Consider the following 17,612-nt stretch of genomic DNA (forward strand, 5'->3'; position numbering starts at 1 on the left):
AAACCCCACCCCTCCACCCGCAAAGACTTTTGACCTTATCGAATCCCTCTTGTTGGGGGTGCCGATGTTGTGAAGCCGTTCCTGTGAATGGCTTTTTTGTTTGGAAAAGAGGAGGCAACAATTGGGTAACGTCATGCAACGGTACTTCCTTTGCGCAACCTCCCCACCAGTCGAAGTTTTTGCGGGAGGGGGTCCGGGGGAGGGCGCTTTTTTCAAAAAGCGTCCTCCCCCGGTGCGTATCCCCCATCCCTCAATGATAATCACAGCGCTCTCAGACGGACCCAAGTAGTTTATCCGGAATCAACAAAGTAAGGAGTGTTGCCATGCAGAGCCTCATTGCTGTGATTTTCAGGGAAGACATGGATCGGGCGGAAGCGTACCGGGTGGAGCTGCGGGGGCGGGAAGAACTCGCCGGGCTGGTGGATTGCTCCAAAATGGTAGCCGCGGTCTGCGATAAGGAAGGAAAGGTACATCTCCAATATACGCACGCCCTCGCCAAGGACGGCGCGCTGATCGGCGGCGTGTGGGGCGCGCTGATCGGATTCCTGTTCCTCAACCCGCTGCTCGGCATTGTCGCGGGGGCCGGGCTCGGCGCGGCGACCGGCGAGGTGGGCGATTTCGGCATCAGCCACCGCTTTATGAACGAACTGGCGACGCACCTGAAACCCGGCAGCTCGGCGCTGTTCATCCCTCTGAAGAAGGAAGCCGTCGACGAAATGTTGCGTGCGCTCGGCAATTCCGACGGCGTCGTCCTGAGTACCGACCTCAAGCTGGAGGACGAGTACCAGATGGAAAAGCTCTTTGAGGAAATGACCGCGGAACGTGCCAAGAAAACGTCCTGAGCCCTGCCTATCTTTCGAAACCTGATGCTGTTACTGTGGGGGCCCTTCCAACAGTCAACACGTCAGGTTTTTTCATGCTGCACAGGATCATTGTCTGTTGTCTGGTTGTGGTTGCGCTAGCTTTTCCGGCACGGGCGTCGTCGTTGTGGCATCCCGAACCCGGTTTTCTGCCCGAGGACGCCCGGCACGCCGTTCCCAACAATCCCGCTCCGCCGGAACGCACGGTTCCCGAACAGGTTCTTCCTCCTCTTCCGGTTCAAGATGAAGGCACCATACGCCGCGTGGCCACCAAGGAAAAAGTGGCGGCATTGACGTTTGATCTGTGCGAACTGTCCACCATGACCACAGGATACGATGCTGAAATCATCGATTTCCTGCGTGAGAAGCGGATCCCGGCCACCCTGTTCATGGGCGGCAAGTGGATGCGGTCCCACAGCGAGCGGGCCATGCAGCTTATGGCCGATCCTCTTTTTGAGATCGGCAATCACGGGTGGTCGCATGGCAATTTCGGCATTATGAGCGAAAAGGCCATGTTGGAGCAGATCCGCTGGGCGCAGGCGGAATATGAGCTGTTGCACGAGGAGATCCTGAAAAGGGCTCAGGCGGAAGGGCGCAGCGTCGAGCTGCCGGAAGCCGTAACGTTGTTCCGCCTGCCTTACGGCAGATGTACGGACAAGGCGCTTGCGCTGCTTGCGCGTGAGGGACTGCAGGTGATCCAGTGGAGCGTGGTTGCGGAAACGCCGCAGGACAACGCGGTCCACGGTATGGGTGCGCGGGTGGCCGGGCAGGTGCGGCCCGGCGCGATTATCCTGTTCCATGCCAACCGGGTGCCCAAGGGATCGGCGTCCATGCTCAAGGAAACCGTTGGAGAGCTCCAGCGGAAAGGGTATCGTTTCGTGACCGTCGGAGAACTGCTCAAGCTCGGGGAACCGCAGCGCACGCGGGACGGCTATTTCAACAAACCCGGCGACAACCTGAGCCTTGATACGCATTTCGGAATCGACGGTACGGGGCGCAGGAAGTAAGCCCTTCCATAGCGATGAAAGGGCGGCAGGCACGGCGTTTCCGATACAACGGGCTCCCTTCACATGTCATTCCGGCCAGCTATCGGAAACTCACGGCAGGCACCGATACCATTCTGCTCAATCAAGGAAAGCTGTGCAAATCCGCCAAGAAGCTCTGTATCCGGCCGTGTCGATGCACTACATCTCTACTAAAGTGGTGCACCGTATTGCGGTGAGGACGGATTGCATGAGGCTAACCATAACGAAGTTGAAGACAATAGCATAACCATAAGTAAAGATAAGATGTTTTATCTTGGGAGAAAATGCTCATTGATCAGCGTAAATCTGAACTTTATCCTTACTTGAGAAAGCTCGCCGAAACGTCTCTTTATCCAGCAAGAGAGGATGGTTGAGCATTCTGCTATGCTTTTTGTCGACATGCGGCGTTATAAAAAGAACCATCCGTTTTTCAGCAACGGTCCGCATTATCAGGAAAAAGGCTTTCAGCGAGGATGACTGTCGAAAATCCACGCTCCGGCCAGCTTGAATAAACATCTTCCAACCATTTGTCTCTATTCCTCATTGTGAAAAACAGCAAAAGAGAATGGAACGCTTGTCATGAAAAGGCCTCCGTGCTATTATTCTCACAATGCTAGGTGTCCGCAACGGCAATATCGCTTCCGGAGTGGAGGCGGGAATGCAGCGCGCGAGTGTTGTGCCGTCATGGACGCCCCGTCACAATGAAGCTTTTCGTATCGGAAGACGTATGACTCTTTTGGAAAGACAGCGCCGTGAATCCTTCATGAAGGGAATGTTCATTCCTTTCATGTTGCTGGCGCTTGTCTGCTCCCTGTTTGGCGATACGAATATCCTTCACGCGGATGTGCAGAAGGTCGTCGTGTACGATTCGGGCAGTGCCCTTACCGACATGCAGAAGCAGTCTCCGGTCATCCTGGAATCCTTTGAGGAATGCATGGAGACGGTTGCTTCGAAGGCCCCTCTGAGGCATCTCGTCCCGTTGATGGTCCTCTTCATGCTCCAGCTTGGGCTTGCCGTCTCTTCTGTAGTGCGGCTGTTCGTGCGGCATTATGTGCCCACGCTCCGAAAGTCCGACTCTTGGGGCCTGCTTCCCTTCTCTCTCGCTCCCCCCTGCTTCGCGTAGCCGTCAGCGGATCGTCTGATCCGTCATGACGCGCGTCCTCACGGCTTCCTTTCTTTTGGAAGCTGCGTTCGTTTGCGCCCGTTCCGTATCGGGCAGGTTCTTCCCAAGCAATTCTTTATAAAAGCTGTTCCTTTTTCAGAGGGATGGTCTTTCACAACGGTTTCCTGTCAGGTTGCGGTTCGGCTAGGGATCGCGTCGCCTGCTCGGATACAGATGGACGCTTTCGCCATGGTGGCGAAGTCAGCCGTCCGGTACAGTTTTACAAGAGGATATGGCTATGGCAAAGACCAATCTGAACGAAGATAAGATAGCCCTGTTGACGGGTTGTTTCATCTTCCTTTTGGCCGCGTTGAATCTGGCGCATCTCGACGTGTTGGGCTGGGTAGTCAGCACTAATATGTGGACCAGCATGGACAAGGCCTTCTCTGCCACCACAGGCGCATACAAGGGAACGATCTCTGGTGTCGTTTCTCTGCTGTGCACGTATGTGGCTCTGACGGCGATCCTGTCGTTCGGCATCAAGCTGCTCGGCGGCAATGTCGCTCGGTTCGTCAAGTCGTTTACGGTCGTCTTTTTCATCAGCGAAATCTGCTACATGTTCGGCGCGAACGCCCATATCGCGGCTACGCCCGACGCGCAGGCCAAGTTCGGTATCGACTGGTCGATCGGCCTGACTACGGAAGCGGGTTTCATTGTGGCGCTTGTCGCCGGTATTTTCATCAGCAACGCGTTCCCGCGCATTGCCGAAAGCTTGCATGACGCCTGCCGTCCCGAATTGTTCGTCAAGATCGCCATCGTGGTCCTCGGCGCCGAACTCGGCGTGAAGGCCGCCGCAGCTTCCGGCATGGCCGGGACGATCATTTTCCGAGGCCTGTGCGCCATCGTGGAAGCCTATCTCCTGTACTGGGCCTTCGTGTATTACGTAGCCCGCAAGTACTTCAAGTTCAGCCGTGAATGGGCTGTCCCGCTGGCTTCCGGTATCTCCATCTGCGGCGTGTCCGCCGCCATCGCTACGGGGAGTTCCATCCGCGCCCGGCCTGTGGTGCCCATCATGGTGTCCTCGCTGATCGTGGTGTTCACCTGCATCGAAATGCTGATCCTGCCCTTCATCGCTTCCCACTTCCTGTACAGCGAGCCCATGGTGGCCGGCGGCTGGATGGGCCTCGCGGTGAAGTCCGACGGCGGCGCCATCGCTTCCGGCGCCATCGCCGACTCCCTGATCCGCGCCCGTGCGCTCGAACTCCTCGGCGTCCACTGGGAAGCCGGGTGGGTCACCATGGTCACCACGACCGTGAAGATCTTCATCGACGTGTTCATCGGCGTGTGGTCCCTGGTTCTCGCCTGGGTGTGGACCGCGAAGTTCGACAAGACCAACAGCGGCCGTACCATGAACTTCGGCGACGTGCTCGCCCGTTTCCCCCGCTTCGTGCTCGGGTATCTGCTGACCTTCGTGATCATGCTGTTCATCTGCGTGAACGTGGAATGGCAGCCCCTCGGCAAGAGCGTGATCAGCACCCTCGGACCCCTGCGCACCATTTTCTTCACCCTGACCTTCTTCACCATCGGTATGGTGTCCAACTTCCATAAGCTTATGGAAGAAGGCATCGGCAGGCTCGCCATTGTGTACGTCGTATGTCTCTTCGGCTTCATCATTTGGCTCGGCCTGTTCATCTCGTGGCTGTTCTTCCACGGCATGACGCCTCCGGTTATCGCTGGCTAACCTCTTCCATTTTCAGCTATAAAGGAGACTGACATGGCAGAAGATACTAAGAACGTGAAGTTTCACGAAGAAGTGCAGAAGATGGAGTATGAGCCGCTGGACGCTACCGAACTGAAGCTCATCCATTGGAGCTGGGCTCTCGGCGTGTTCCTGCTCGTGGCTCTCTATTTCCTCAGCGACTTCATTGCTCCCGGCGCCCACGGCTAAGCCGTCGGCGTAGGGAAGGGCGGACGGAACTTTTTACGGGGGTTCCGAAGGATTCACGGGGCGCGCACACGCCTTTGCGCCTCGCCGTCGCCGCCCATGCAAGGGTAAGCCACTCGGAACGCCTTCCCGGAGACTCCTCCTTCGGGAAGGCGCAAAGAGAACCCGGCCCCCTCCGGGTTCTCCGAATTTCGCCTCACAGGATATATGGAACGCATCATGAGCCGCTACAGAGTCCATTACATTGAGGGTTCCGGCGAGAATCTCAGGATTCGCAAAGAGCAGACTGTCGAAGCCCCTTCGTTTCAGGACGCGTTGGAACGGTTCACGCATTGGCCTGCAGCCGAGGCCTGCGAGCAGAGCCCGGCCTGTGCCCAACATCCCGGTGCCAACCTTTGCCATATGGAGGCGTGGGAAGTTTTTCCTGTTGGGGAGAGTTGATTTTGGGGAAGGAGGGCTTCACTGCTGTTTACTGTGCCCCCTTTTTTCCCAATACCCCGTATCTCCTGACGCCAACGCTGTGCGTATCCGCCGCCCCTTTTTAACCAAACGGAAGCGGCGGGACCGGTGTTGCATAAGGAGAGAGGGCAGTGTTATGTGGATTGTGGAAAAAAACCGGAAAAGAGCCCGGATGCGTTGTGCATCCGGGCTCTTTTCTTTTTGCGGAGAGGAGGGCGGGTTTGGGCAATGGCGTTTCGGAACTGCCGTCGCGCCGCCTCTCCATCAGTCAAAAGTCTTTGGGGAGGGGGGCCGGGGGAGGACCTTTCTTCAGAAAGGTCCTCCCCCGGTATTCACACACGCTCTTAATACAGGCCCTGCTCGATCATGGAGTCGGCCACCTTGCGGAAGCCGGCAATGTTGCCACCGAGGACATAGTTGCCGGGCACGCCGAATTCCTCGGCGGTTTCATGGGCGGCCTTGAAGATGTTGGCCATGATGTTCTTGAGCTTGGCGTCGACTTCTTCAAAGGTCCAGGACTGCATACTGGCGTTTTGAGCCATTTCGAGCTGGCTGGTGGACACGCCGCCCGCGTTGGCGCACTTGCCGGGCCCGAAGGCGAGCCCGGCCTGAAGGAAGGCTTCCACCGCTTCGGGGGTGGAGGGCATGTTGGCGCCTTCGCATACGAGGACACAGCCGTTCTTGATGAGGTTGGCCGCGTCGGCGCCGCTGACTTCGTTCTGCGTGGCGCTCGGGAAAGCGAGCTTGCAGGGCACGTTCCACACGGGATGCTGATCTTTGGGGTATTCCTTCGCGGGGATATACTTGGCGTCTTTGCAGAGCTCGGCGTAGCGGGCGAGGGACGCGCGCTCGACTTCCTTGACCTGCTTGAGGGCGTCGAGGTTGATGCCGGCGGGGTGGTAGATGCAGCCGCGCGAGTCGCTGGCGGTCACGGGTTTGGCGCCGAGCTGGTACAGCTTTTCGATGGTGTAGATAGCCACGTTGCCGGAGCCGGACACGGCGCAGGTGGCGCCTTCCAGATCCATGTTGCGGGCCTTGAGCATGTTGGAGGCAAAGTAGACGCTGCCGTACCCGGTGGCTTCCTTGCGGGCCAGCGAGCCGCCCCATTTGAGGCCCTTGCCGGTAAGCACGCCTTCAAAGCTGGAGGTCAGGCGCTTGTACTGGCCAAACATGTAGCCGATTTCGCGGGCTCCCACGCCGATGTCCCCGGCGGGCACGTCGATGGTGCTGCCGATGTAGCGGGAGGCTTCCGTCATGAAGGCCTGGCAGAAGCGCATGACTTCGGCGTCGGACTTGCCCTTGGGATCGAAGTCGCTGCCGCCCTTGGCGCCGCCGATGGAGAGGCCGCTCAGGCTGTTCTTGAAGATCTGCTCAAAACCGAGGAATTTCAAGATGCTCAGGTTGACGCTGGGGTGGAAGCGGAAGCCGCCCTTGTAGGGGCCGAGGGCGGAGTTGAACTGGACGCGGTAGCCGCGGTTCACCTGCACGCGGCCCTTGTCGTCCGTCCATGCCACGCGGAACATGATCTGGCGTTCGGGTTCGACGATGCGTTCGAGGATGCCGTTCTGCTGGTACTTGGGGTCCTTCAGAAAAAGCGGTTCCAGCGAGTGGAGGACTTCTTCCAGCGCCTGAATGAACTCCGGCTGGTGGGGGTTGTTCTTCTTCACACTGCGGATAACTTTCTGCACGTAGCTCGAAGCCATGACGTAAGCTCCTTGGCGGGGACCCCTCCCTTTCTCAGAGGGAGAGAACTCCTGTTTTGACAATTTGAGAAACACACAATCCCGTGGCACGCCCTGAAACAGGATTTCAAGGAAAATGTGTGCCGTTTTTATGCCTTTTTAGTCCTTATGGCAAGGCGTTTTTGCCATTTTTCGCATAACCGTGCCTATCTCAAAGGGAATATTGTTGTTTACAAAAATGTTAACTACGATTTTGTAATCCCCCCTTTGCAGTAAGCCGGAGGCCTTTGCCCAAATCCGCGGAGGCCGGGCGCGGGGCGTGCCGAGGACGGCCGCTCGGAGCGTGATTTTGACAAACCCTCGGCCTCGGCATAAGGTCTTCCAATTTATTTGGCCTGTTGGATGGGGTTGGCTTCCCGCTTCGGCGGCCCCATGCGTTTTGGAAGCGTTTCGGGAATCCTTTTATTCAGAGGAGAATGGGTATGGCGGTTCATGTAGTTGATCATCCTCTCGTGCGGCACAAACTGGGTATCCTTAGAAAGGAATCCACCTCCACCAGCGAATTCCGTATGCTGGCCAAGGAAATCGCCCGGTTGCTCATGTATGAAGCCACCAAGCAGTTCAAGACCGAAAAGCGGACCATCAAAGGCTGGGCCGGGCCCGTGGAAGTGGAATCCATTTCCGGCAAGATGGTGACCATCGTTCCCATTCTCCGGGCCGGGCTTGGCCTGATGGACGGCGTTCTGGACATGGTCCCGGGCGCGAAGATCAGCGTCGTCGGCCTGTACCGGAACGAAGAGACGCTGGAGCCCGTAGAGTACTACGTGAAGCTCGCCAAGGAGATCGACCAGCGCATCGCCATTATCCTTGATCCCATGCTGGCGACCGGCGGCTCGCTCATCGCCACGATCGATCTCCTCAAGAAGCGGGGCTGCAAGCGCATCCTCAGCCTCAATCTCGTGTGCGCTCCCGAAGGCATCAAGCGCGTCGAGGAAGCGCATCCCGACGTGGACATTTATACGGCCGCCGTCGACTCCCATCTCGACGAGCACGGCTACATCATCCCCGGCCTCGGCGACGCCGGGGACCGCATCTTCGGCACGCGGTAGCGGGCAGGCGGCGAGGCGCTGCCGCCGATCCGGCTGGGGGGAGCCGTTCCCCTCAAGCCCGGTATGCGGGAGCCGCCAGAGGACAGGGAACATACATTTTTTTCTGAGGAGTGGAGATGGAGTCGGATACGACGTATTCTTTTCGGTTGAAAGATTCCCTGCTCGGTGCGCAGATGCTTTTCGTGGCATTCGGCGCGCTGGTGCTGGTGCCGATCCTGACGGGCATGAGCACCAACGTGGCCTTGTTTACGGCCGGCGTGGGCACGCTGATTTTTCAGATTTGCACACGCGGCAAGGTGCCCATTTTTCTCGCGTCGTCCTTCGCGTTCATTGCGCCGATCATCTATGGCGTGCAGACTTGGGGGCTTCCCGCGACGCTGGGCGGCATGGTCGTGGCCGGTGCCGTCTATGTGGTGCTGAGCTTCATCATCCGTTGGCGCGGCACGGAGATCATCATGCGCCTGCTGCCGCCCATCGTGACCGGGCCGGTGATCATCGTCATCGGCCTTGTGCTGGCTCCTGTCGGGGTGAACATGGCCCTCGGCAAGGCCGGGGACGGCAGCGCGGTGCTTGTCCCCGAGAACACGGCGCTGATCATTTCGATGGCGGCGCTGGCGACGACGGTGCTCGTTTCCCTGCTCGGGCGCGGCATGATACGCCTTATCCCCATCATGTCGGGCATCGCCGTAGGCTACCTGTGCGCCATCGGGCTCGGCATCCACGATTTCAGCAAGGTGGCCGCCGCGCCGTGGTTCGGCGTTCCGGATTTCGTATTCCCCGAGTTCCGCTGGGAAGCCATCCTGTTCATCATCCCCATTACCCTCGCCCCGGCCATTGAGCATTTCGGGGATATCATCGCCATCAGCTCAGTGACGGGGAAGGACTTCCTCAAGGACCCCGGCATCAAGAGCACCATGCTCGGCGACGGCATCGCCACGATGCTGGCGAGCTTCATCGGCGGGCCGCCGAACACGACCTATTCGGAAGTGACCGGGGCGGTGGCCCTGACCCGGGCGTTCAACCCCGGCGTCATGACGTGGGCCGCCATTTGGGCCATCGTGCTCTCGTGCGTCAACAAGCTCGGCGCGTTCTTGAGTTCCATCCCCGTCCCGGTCATGGGCGGGATCATGATTCTGCTGTTCGGGGCCATCATGGTGGTGGGCCTGAACACGCTGGTCCGCGCTGGCGAAGACTTGATGGAGCCCCGCAACCTCGCCGTCGTCGCGCTGATCATCATCTTCGGCGTGGGCGGCATGACCTTTAATATCGGCTCGTTCCGCCTCGGCGGCATCGGGCTTGCCGCCGTCACCGGGGTGCTGTTGAATCTTTTCCTTCCCAGAGCGGTTCATGTCCACAAGAAAGTGAAGTCCGAATAGCAAGGATGAAGACTGGGGAGGGATGTCCGGCAACAACATTCCTCCCTGTTTTCCTCCACAACCCTTTCGAGCGGGGGAATGCTTGCCAATTGGCCCCTCCTTTCCGATATCCCCCCGGAAACTTTTGTTGTAACCGTGAAGGAAAAGTTTTAGGGGGATGGGGTGGCGCGAGCCGCGCTGGCAGGTTTTGGAAGGGTTTTCTTCCAAAGGGGGCCTTCCCCCAAAAAGTCATTTCCGCTCATCTCCGCAACCGAGTTTGCCATGAATGCTGAAATCATTTCGGTAGGGACCGAGCTCTTGCTCGGGCATACGATCAACACGGACGCGGCGTTTGTCGCGCGCGAGCTCTCCGCCATCGGGGTCAACCTGCTTTTTGCCTGTACCGTGGGCGATAATCCGGGGAGGCTGCGGGACGCGCTGGAAGAAGCGCTGGGCCGCAGCGATGTTGTCATTACGACGGGCGGCTTGGGTCCCACGGACGACGATCTGACCAAGGAAACCATCGCCAGGGTGGCTGGCGCTCCGCTGAAGATCCATGAGGACAGCCTGCGCCGTCTGGAAAGCTACTTCAAGGGACGCCCGGCGATGGGCGAGAACCAGCGCAAGCAGGCCATGCTGCCCGAGGGCGCGACCGTCTTCCCCAACGATATCGGGACCGCGCCGGGCTGCGGCGTGCGGACGGCGTCCGGCAAGGTAATCGTCATGCTGCCGGGGCCGCCTTCCGAGCTGGTCCCCATGTTGCAGCATTATGTCGTCCCCTTCCTGAAAGAAGGGAGCCACGCCGTCATCCACTCGTGCATGATCCGCACGTTCGGGCTCGGCGAGGGGGCGGGTGCGTTGAAGATTGCTGATCTGACCGATGCGGCGAACCCGACGGCGGCGACCTATGCGAAGGAAAACGAGATGTTCGTGCGGGTGACGGCACGGGCTGAGAGCGAAGAGGCCGCCGAGGCGCTGTGCCGTCCCGTGGTCGAAGAGATTTGCCGCCGGTACGGAGATGTGGTCTACGGCGTGGATGTGGACAATCTGGAAAGCGTGGTCGTCCGGCTGCTCAGTGAAAAGGGGCTGCATCTGGCCACCGCCGAATCCTGCACGGGCGGTCTGGTGGCGAAGCTCATCACGGACGTTTCCGGCGCGTCGGAAGTCTTCGGCATGGGCCTTGTGACCTACGCCAACGAAGCCAAGATGAAGCTGCTCGGCGTGCCCTCCGCCATGCTTGAGGAACACGGGGCCGTAAGCGAACCTGTGGCCCGGGCCATGGCCGAAGGCGTGCGCGAAGTATCGGGCAGCGAACTCGGCATCGGCATCACCGGCGTCGCCGGGCCGACCGGAGGGACGCCGGAAAAGCCCGTGGGGCTCATCTATATTGCGCTCAGTGACGGCACGCGGACGTGGGTCCGGAGGATGACGCCTCCCGGCCGGGTTCATGGCCGCGGCTGGCTTCGGGATCGCGCCGCGGGCACTGCGCTTGATATGGTGCGGCGGTATTTGTCCGACCTGCCTCTGGAGCCGGTTCAGAGTGCCGGACCGGCGACAACGCTGTAGATGCGGGGCCGATGTGAAGCACGATTACGAAGCTTGCCTCAATGATATAACCCGGATCGTCAAAGACATCGTCTGGGGGGATGCCGAACAGGTGCGCGCCTTGTTCCGGTATACGAACGACCCGTCCGTCCCTGCGTCCGTGGGGCGGCTGGCTGAGCAGATCGGCACGCTCATTGTGCAGAAAGAGGTCCGGGAATTCCAGTTGGAAAACCTGATTGAAGACCTGTTTTCAACCAGAACCGCTCTGGCGCAGGCACGCCATGATCCCCTGACCGGGCTGCCGAACCGGGCCATGTTTGAGGAAATGCTCCACAAAGCCTGTGGGAGCGCACTGGAATGTGGCTCTGGGCTGGCCTTGCTGCTGGTCGACTTTGATCGGTTCAAGGAAGTCAACGACTCGCTTGGACATGCCGCGGGCGACGAACTGCTCGTACAGGGCGCGGCCCGGTTGCGGGGATGCGTCGGCGATCGGGGGCTCATCGGGCGCATGGGCGGGGATGAGTTTGCCGTGCTGCTCATTGATCTGGCGGAAAAGGATGTTCTCCGGACGGCCGAATGTATTCTTGAGGCGATCCGTGCCCCGTTCCCGCTGCAAGAGGGAGAGGCCCGCATCAGCTCGTCCGTGGGTGTCGCGTTTCATTCGCTGGAGGCCGCTACCCCCGCTCGCCTGCTCAAGAACGCCGATGTCGCCATGTATCGCGCTAAGGGTGAAGGGCGGGATCGGCTGTGGCGCTATCGCCCGTCAACGTTCACCGATAGCGGATATGGCCGAGTGTTTTAGCGGGTAGGCGGTGCCCCCTGTCGGTAAAGTCCTTTTTTGATGTCTGGCTATGCTGAAAAAGCCCCGGAGTGACGGCTCCGGGGCTTCTTCCGATTAGGGGCGGCAGCGCTATCGGGAGTGGGCAGCATTGCTTGGCGTCATCCTCTTATAGAGGGAGGGCGTCGCTTCTCCATTCCGGCACACCATCCCGGCAGGGAATGGCTTCCCCGCAAAGAGAGAACGGGCCTGGCGTTGCGGTCAGCCTCCTTTGTGCGCACTGAGGTCCCTTCCCGGTTGGGGAGGGGCTGTTCCACACTCCGTTCCGGGCGTTATTTCGCGGCGGATGCGGCGGCCTCGCCAAGGCGGGCGAGGATATAGTCACGCATGGCGGGATCATCTTCCTCAAGGTTGAGGCAGCAGGCATCCTTCCCCATGAGCCCGGACGGGACGAAATCGCCCAGTTCATTGGGATCGTTGACCATATCCGCGTAAAAGCAGACGGAAAGCCAGCGGGCTTCGGGTTCGTCGTCCACCACGTCCACGAGTACGAACAGCGGGCGTTCGTCGTTCTTGGCATTGGCGGCACGCAGGGAGTAGCTCACGCCGGGGCGGGCCTTGAAATCAAAGCGCACATCCGGGGTGGCGAGCAGGAAATCCTTGAAGCGGACGAAGGCGTCCTTCGCGTTGTTGGGGTCGGTCGTCCAATTTTCGAGGAAGGTTGCCAATTCGTTGGGGAGCTGTGCTTGCGACATTGAAAGCATCCTTGTTGCGATCTGAAGGAAAGGGCCGTTTTCTGTGGCAGTGTCGCACAATCCGCCGATAGAATCCAGCGGAACGCCGTTTCCGGTTTGGGATTACGGAAGGGGGGCTGGAAGGAGCGCCGGATGAAGGCGTTCGTGTGCCTTATCATATTGTTTGTACCGGTCAGTTGAGGAACATACGGATCATCTGCGGGGGCAGATCCGCTTCCCAGTGGCCGGTGAAAACGGCGGCTGCGTAGCCGATCAGGAGGATGAGCAGCGTCCCGGCGGCGATGCCCCATGCCGGAAAGCGGAGCGCTCCGGTCCCGTAGCCGAACCGTACGTCGAGGCAGCGGGAGGGGCAGGCGCTTACGCATTCCGTACAGCCCACACACTCGGGGCCGGAGAGTCGTTTGCGCTCGTCGACGGGAATCCGTGACGGGCAGGCCGCGGCGCAGCGCCCGCAGCCGGAGCAGGAGGCGGGGTTACGGTTGACCGCCATCGGTGAGAGCAGCGATAGGAGGCCGAGCAGGGCGCCGTAGGGGCAGAAGCCCCGGCACCAGAAGCCCGGCAGGAAGATCGAGCCCAGAACCATGACGACGATCACTCCGAGGGTCAGCGTCCCGGGGGCAAGGAAATACTGGAGCATCTTGATGTCGGCGACGAGGTTGTAGGGCGACTTGAGGAACCATTCGATGCTGGGGAGGTCCATGCTGACCACGAAGCTGTACAGGATGGCGGCAAGAAGCACGTATTTGGGCGCGGAGAGGAGCCATTCGAGCCGCCTTCCGGGGCGGCAGCTCACGCCAAGCCGTGTCCCCAGACGGGCGAGGAGGCCGGAGAGCCAGCCGACGGGGCAAAGGTAGCCGCAGAAACCCCGGCGGCACAGGATGGCCGTACACAAGGCGACAAGCAGGATAGTCAATCCCGCTGGATGGATGGGATCGTATTGCCCGGTGAGCAGGAAACGCTTGAGGCCGAGCAGGGCGCTCAGGGGGAGGAACGCTTCCGCGGCGGCGGGGCGGGGGACGAATGCGCCGTTTCCGGATACCCCTTGGGTATACTCATAGAGCCGCCACGCGACCCAGGAGAGAAAGAGGACGAAACCAAGCTGGATAAGGCGGTGCAGGCGCGCCGAAGAGAAAGGATGCATGAAAATACTCCAAAAAAGGGAACGGTCCGAAAGGGTGCCGGAATTCCTGTCGATCTTGCGGGACGCTTTGTCAACAGTCGAAACGTCCGGCTGGAGGGGGAATTCGAGGTCTCGCGGGGCAACATCCCCAAAGATTTTTTCTTTTTTATTATCCACTGAATTATTAAGAAAAATCTCGGAAAGAGCGCGAATGTTACAAAAGAATGACAAAGAAGAGGCCCGTTCCTCTATTCCCAACAAAAAGATTTCAGATTAGTATAATTCTCGCTATCGAACGGGGCTTGCCTTTCGCTTCCTGATAGTTTTTATCCTCTTTCGGCTGAGGAATGACGTAAGAGAGACATGGGGGTGTCCGTCAATCCCGGCCGAACTCCGTTTATGCCGCTACGCCGTTTTCACAGGGGTGAAACGGAATGAAAATGAACCGGTTCCCAGCATTGCTGCTTGTTTCCGGTTCTCAGAGCGAAGCTGCGGAGGAGGGCGCACAGGCGCGAAAGGCAGGAGATCTCCCCACGCGGCACGTCAGGAATGTTTTTCCTCACGAAAACGCAGCCGGGGAGAAATGTTCACATTCGAACCGTAAAAAGGTGGAGAAACATGAAACGTGCATTGGCCTTGCTCATCGCTTGCGGTCTGTTGCTCGGCGTTACCGCGACTTCCAGCTTCGCGGCCGACAAAGTTGTCATCAAAATGGCCGGTATGAAGCCCGACGGGGAACCTGAAACCCTCGGTATGCGTAAATTCGGTGAAATCCTGAAGGAACTGTCCGGCGGCAAATACGACGTGCAGGTGTTCCCGAACAGCCAGCTCGGCAAGGAAGACGCCTACATCGCCAGCACCCGTAAGGGCATCATCCAGATGTGCGCCACCGGAACCCAGACGTCCGCCATCCAGCCTTCCATGGCCATGCTCGAAACGCCCATGCTGTTCGACGACTACGCCCACGCCCGCCGTGCCATGAACGGCGGCAAGACGTTCGAACTGATCACCAACGGCTTCACCGAAAAGTCCGGTATGCGCGTGCTGAACGCCTTCCCCCTGGGCTTCCGCCATTTCTACACCAAAAAGCCGGTGGCGACCATCGACGATATGAAGCACCTGCGTATGCGCGTGCCGAACATCCCCTTGTACATCAACTTTGCCAAGGAATGCGGCATCAGCGGCCAGCCCATGCCTTTCGCCGAAGTGACCGGCGCGCTTGATCAGGGCGTCATCGACGGCGGCGACAGCCCCCTGTCCGATATCGTGAGCATCAAGATGTACGAGACCACGCCTGAGATCACCCTCACCGGCCACCTGCTCGTCATCCACTCCCTGTACATCAACGAAAAGTTCTACCAGTCCCTGCCCGAACAGGACAAGAAGTGGATCGACGAAGCCGCCAAGCGTTCCGCCGACTACGTGTGGGATCTCGTGGAAAAGGTTGATGCGGACGCCGTGAAGACCATCACCGAAGCCGGCGGCCATGTCAGCGAACCTTCCCCCGAACTGCACAAGTTCATGCAGGACGCTGGCAAGCGCAGCTGGAAGCTTTTCTATGACACCGTCCCGAATGCCAAGGAAATCCTTGACAGCGCGGACTCTTATCGTCAGGCGAAGTAACGTTTGCGTTCTCAACAGGGCTTCCGGCGCAGGCCGGAGGCCCTTTTTTTCCCTCAAGCCCATGTCTGTCGCATGGGCCCGACCATCACGCCCAGGGGTACATCATGAGCAGTGAAAACAAACCGGTCATGCCGCCGGAACGTATAGAGGAAACCGAAACCGAGGAGGAGATCCGCCAGGAAGAAGCCGCGAAAGGCAAAGGCGAACGGGCCTTTGAAGTCTTTTGCGCCGCCATTTTCTTGGGGATGATCGGCCTCGTGTTTTTCAATGCCTTCCTGCGGTACGTGTTCCGCTCGAGCTTTGCGCCGAGTGAGGAATGGGCCCGGTTCCTTTTCATCTACATTACGTTCATCGGCGGCATCGAAGCTTTTTACCGGCACAAGCACATCGCGGTGGACATGTTCGTCAACATGATCAGCGGGACATCGCGCAAGGCCGTGGACATCGTCGCCTCCCTGTTCATGCTTGCGGCTCTGGTGCTGCTGCTTTTCGGCGGCATTTCCGTGGTGCTTCAGACGCTGGACACCTATTCCGTCGCTACCGACGTGAACATGGCCTTCATCAACGGGACGCTTCCCGTCATGGCCTTTGCCGCGATCATCATCCACTTGCGGGATATCGTGCAGCTGATCCGCACGCCCGCCAGCGAGTTCAACACCGCGCCTAAAACGGAATAGGGGAGAGAACATGGAACTTATCGTTTTTCTGGTCAGCCTGTTCGGCTTCCTTGCGTTGGGCATTCCGATCGCCATTGTGCTTGTTCTGTGCTCTATGGTTTTGATGTATTACGGCGGCATGTGGGACAGCATGTTCGTCATGACCATCCCGCAGTCCATGCTGGACGGCGCGAACAACTACCCGCTGATGGCCATTCCTTTCTTCGTGTTCGCCGGTGAAATCATGACCGAAGGCGGCCTGTCGAAGCGGGTGGTCAAGCTGGCGCAGCTCATCATCGGCCGCGTCCGCGGCGGTCTCGGCTATGCCGCCATCGTGTCCAGCGTGATCTTCGCGGGTTTGATGGGCAGCTCCGTGGGCGAAGCCGCGGCCCTCGGCAGCCTGCTCCTGCCCATGATGGCGCAGGCTGGCTATAAGCCCGGCCGCGCGGGCGGCGTCATCGCGTCCGGTGCCATTCTCGGGCCCATCATTCCCCCGAGCACGAACTTTATCCTGCTCGGCGCGACCGTGGGCCTGTCCATCACCAAGCTGTTCATGATCGGTCTTGTCCCCGGCCTGATCATCGGCATCTGCCTGATGGTCACGTGGTTCTTCATTGTCCGCATTGACGGGTACAAGGAAAAGATCGAATTCAAGAAGGGCGAAGCCTCGAAGATCATCCGGGACGCCATGCCCGCCTTCATGATGCCCGTGCTGCTGCTCGGCGGCATCCGGTTCGGCGTCTTCACGCCCACGGAAGGCGGCGCGTTTGCCTGCATGTATGCCATTGCCGTATGTACCCTGTATTACCGTGAACTGACCTTTAAGGGCCTGCTCGCCGTGAGCGCCCGCGCGGCCCGTACCACCTCCGTCGTCATGCTGATCGTGGCCACGGCCACGGCTGTGGGCTGGTTCATCACCTCGGCGCAAATCCCCATGCAGGTGGCGGAACTCTTCCAGCCGCTGGTGGATTCCCCGATCCTTCTGCTGCTTTCGATCAACGTCTTCCTGTTCCTTGCGGGCATGGTGATGGACCTGACGCCGAACGTGCTGATTTTCGCGCCGGTGTTCTACCCCCTGATCCAGCAGGCGGGCATCGATCCGTACTTCTTCGGGCTGCTGTTCATCCTGAACCTCGGCATCGGCGTCATCACGCCGCCCGTGGGCACGGTGCTCTATGTGGTCTGCGGCATCGGGAACATCAAGATCGGCAATCTGGTGCGGAACATGGCTCCCTTCCTTATCGTGGAAATACTGGTGCTGTTCCTGCTCCTGTTCTTCCCCTCGCTGTCCATCGAACCCATGAAGTTCCTCATGAAGTAGCGCCGGGAAACCGGGTAGTTGAAAGGGCGGGCTTGCGGGCCTGCCCTTTTTTTGTGCGTGGGGGGGGGGAGCGGAAGAGCGGGGGAGGGAAGAGGGAAACTTTCTGAGGAAAGTTTCCCTCTTCCCTCCCCCGGGCCCCCTCCCATCTCCTTTCAAAGACTTTCGGCTGGTGGGGAGGCCGTGCGGTGGGAGTTCCTGTCGGGCGGGAAGGCGGGCAAGTTTTTCTTCAGGGGGGCCCTTCTCAAAACCTCACTATGTCTTTTCAAGGTTCATATAT

General features: G+C 59.3%; 16 protein-coding genes. 13 read left to right on the forward strand and 3 right to left on the reverse strand.

All coding sequences use genetic code 11. The features are described from left to right. Positions 1-323: 323 nt before the first annotated feature. From HMPREF0178_RS11890 to HMPREF0178_RS11920, 6 genes are all read left to right on the forward strand, one after another. Positions 324-842: a DUF1269 domain-containing protein gene (locus HMPREF0178_RS11890; RefSeq protein WP_009733622.1), complete on the forward strand. Its 519-nt coding sequence runs from the start codon at positions 324-326 to the stop codon at positions 840-842. A 74-nt stretch (positions 843-916) separates the two neighbouring features. Next, a complete protein-coding gene (locus HMPREF0178_RS11895; RefSeq protein ID WP_009733623.1) occupies positions 917-1,867 on the forward strand; it encodes a polysaccharide deacetylase family protein in 951 nt (316 codons plus the stop codon). A gap of 745 nt (positions 1,868-2,612) precedes the next feature. Then, the gene (locus HMPREF0178_RS11905) at positions 2,613-3,008 is read left to right on the forward strand and encodes a hypothetical protein (protein ID WP_009733624.1); all 396 of its coding nucleotides are present in this window, start codon (positions 2,613-2,615) and stop codon (positions 3,006-3,008) included. A gap of 277 nt (positions 3,009-3,285) precedes the next feature. Further along, positions 3,286-4,728 carry a putative sulfate exporter family transporter gene (locus HMPREF0178_RS11910; RefSeq protein WP_005025545.1) on the forward strand — a complete coding sequence of 481 codons (1,443 nt, stop codon included), beginning with the start codon at positions 3,286-3,288 and terminating at the stop codon, positions 4,726-4,728. 33 nt (positions 4,729-4,761) lie between these two features. Next, entirely contained in the window at positions 4,762-4,935 is a 174-nt protein-coding gene (locus HMPREF0178_RS11915; protein WP_005025547.1) for a hypothetical protein, read from the forward strand. 216 nt (positions 4,936-5,151) lie between these two features. Next, entirely contained in the window at positions 5,152-5,373 is a 222-nt protein-coding gene (locus HMPREF0178_RS11920; RefSeq protein ID WP_009733625.1) for a hypothetical protein, read from the forward strand. Positions 5,374-5,735: 362 nt separating this feature from the next. Here HMPREF0178_RS11920 and gdhA read toward each other — a convergent pair whose 3' ends face one another. Further along, on the reverse strand, positions 5,736-7,094 hold the full coding sequence (gene gdhA / locus HMPREF0178_RS11925; RefSeq protein WP_009733626.1) for an NADP-specific glutamate dehydrogenase: 1,359 nt from the start codon (positions 7,092-7,094) through the stop codon (positions 5,736-5,738). A gap of 461 nt (positions 7,095-7,555) precedes the next feature. Between gdhA and upp the strand changes: the two genes are divergently transcribed. From upp to HMPREF0178_RS11945, 4 genes are all read left to right on the forward strand, one after another. Continuing rightward, positions 7,556-8,182, forward strand: coding sequence for a uracil phosphoribosyltransferase (upp, locus tag HMPREF0178_RS11930; protein ID WP_005025553.1), 627 nt, complete (start codon positions 7,556-7,558; stop codon positions 8,180-8,182). Between the two features lie 116 nt (positions 8,183-8,298). Then, positions 8,299-9,558: a uracil-xanthine permease family protein gene (locus HMPREF0178_RS11935; RefSeq protein WP_009733627.1), complete on the forward strand. Its 1,260-nt coding sequence runs from the start codon at positions 8,299-8,301 to the stop codon at positions 9,556-9,558. Positions 9,559-9,819: 261 nt separating this feature from the next. Further along, positions 9,820-11,103: a competence/damage-inducible protein A gene (locus HMPREF0178_RS11940; RefSeq protein ID WP_009733628.1), complete on the forward strand. Its 1,284-nt coding sequence runs from the start codon at positions 9,820-9,822 to the stop codon at positions 11,101-11,103. A gap of 13 nt (positions 11,104-11,116) precedes the next feature. Next, on the forward strand, positions 11,117-11,884 hold the full coding sequence (locus HMPREF0178_RS11945) for a GGDEF domain-containing protein (RefSeq protein WP_157134926.1): 768 nt from the start codon (positions 11,117-11,119) through the stop codon (positions 11,882-11,884). A gap of 308 nt (positions 11,885-12,192) precedes the next feature. Here HMPREF0178_RS11945 and HMPREF0178_RS11950 read toward each other — a convergent pair whose 3' ends face one another. Further along, a complete protein-coding gene (locus tag HMPREF0178_RS11950; RefSeq protein ID WP_009733630.1) occupies positions 12,193-12,615 on the reverse strand; it encodes a hypothetical protein in 423 nt (140 codons plus the stop codon). 172 nt (positions 12,616-12,787) lie between these two features. Continuing rightward, positions 12,788-13,756 carry a 4Fe-4S binding protein gene (locus HMPREF0178_RS11955; RefSeq protein ID WP_009733631.1) on the reverse strand — a complete coding sequence of 323 codons (969 nt, stop codon included), beginning with the start codon at positions 13,754-13,756 and terminating at the stop codon, positions 12,788-12,790. 597 nt (positions 13,757-14,353) lie between these two features. Between HMPREF0178_RS11955 and HMPREF0178_RS11960 the strand changes: the two genes are divergently transcribed. The 3 genes from HMPREF0178_RS11960 (at position 14,354) to HMPREF0178_RS11970 (ending at position 17,335) form a co-directional block, all read left to right on the forward strand. After that, positions 14,354-15,358: a TRAP transporter substrate-binding protein gene (locus tag HMPREF0178_RS11960; RefSeq protein WP_005025567.1), complete on the forward strand. Its 1,005-nt coding sequence runs from the start codon at positions 14,354-14,356 to the stop codon at positions 15,356-15,358. Between the two features lie 104 nt (positions 15,359-15,462). Then, positions 15,463-16,035: a TRAP transporter small permease gene (locus tag HMPREF0178_RS11965; RefSeq protein ID WP_009733632.1), complete on the forward strand. Its 573-nt coding sequence runs from the start codon at positions 15,463-15,465 to the stop codon at positions 16,033-16,035. A 10-nt stretch (positions 16,036-16,045) separates the two neighbouring features. Beyond that, positions 16,046-17,335, forward strand: coding sequence for a TRAP transporter large permease (locus HMPREF0178_RS11970; protein ID WP_009733633.1), 1,290 nt, complete (start codon positions 16,046-16,048; stop codon positions 17,333-17,335). Positions 17,336-17,612 lie beyond the last annotated feature (277 nt).

It is taken from the genome of Bilophila sp. 4_1_30 (assembly GCF_000224655.1).
Taxonomy (GTDB): Bacteria; Desulfobacterota; Desulfovibrionia; order Desulfovibrionales; family Desulfovibrionaceae; genus Bilophila; species Bilophila wadsworthia.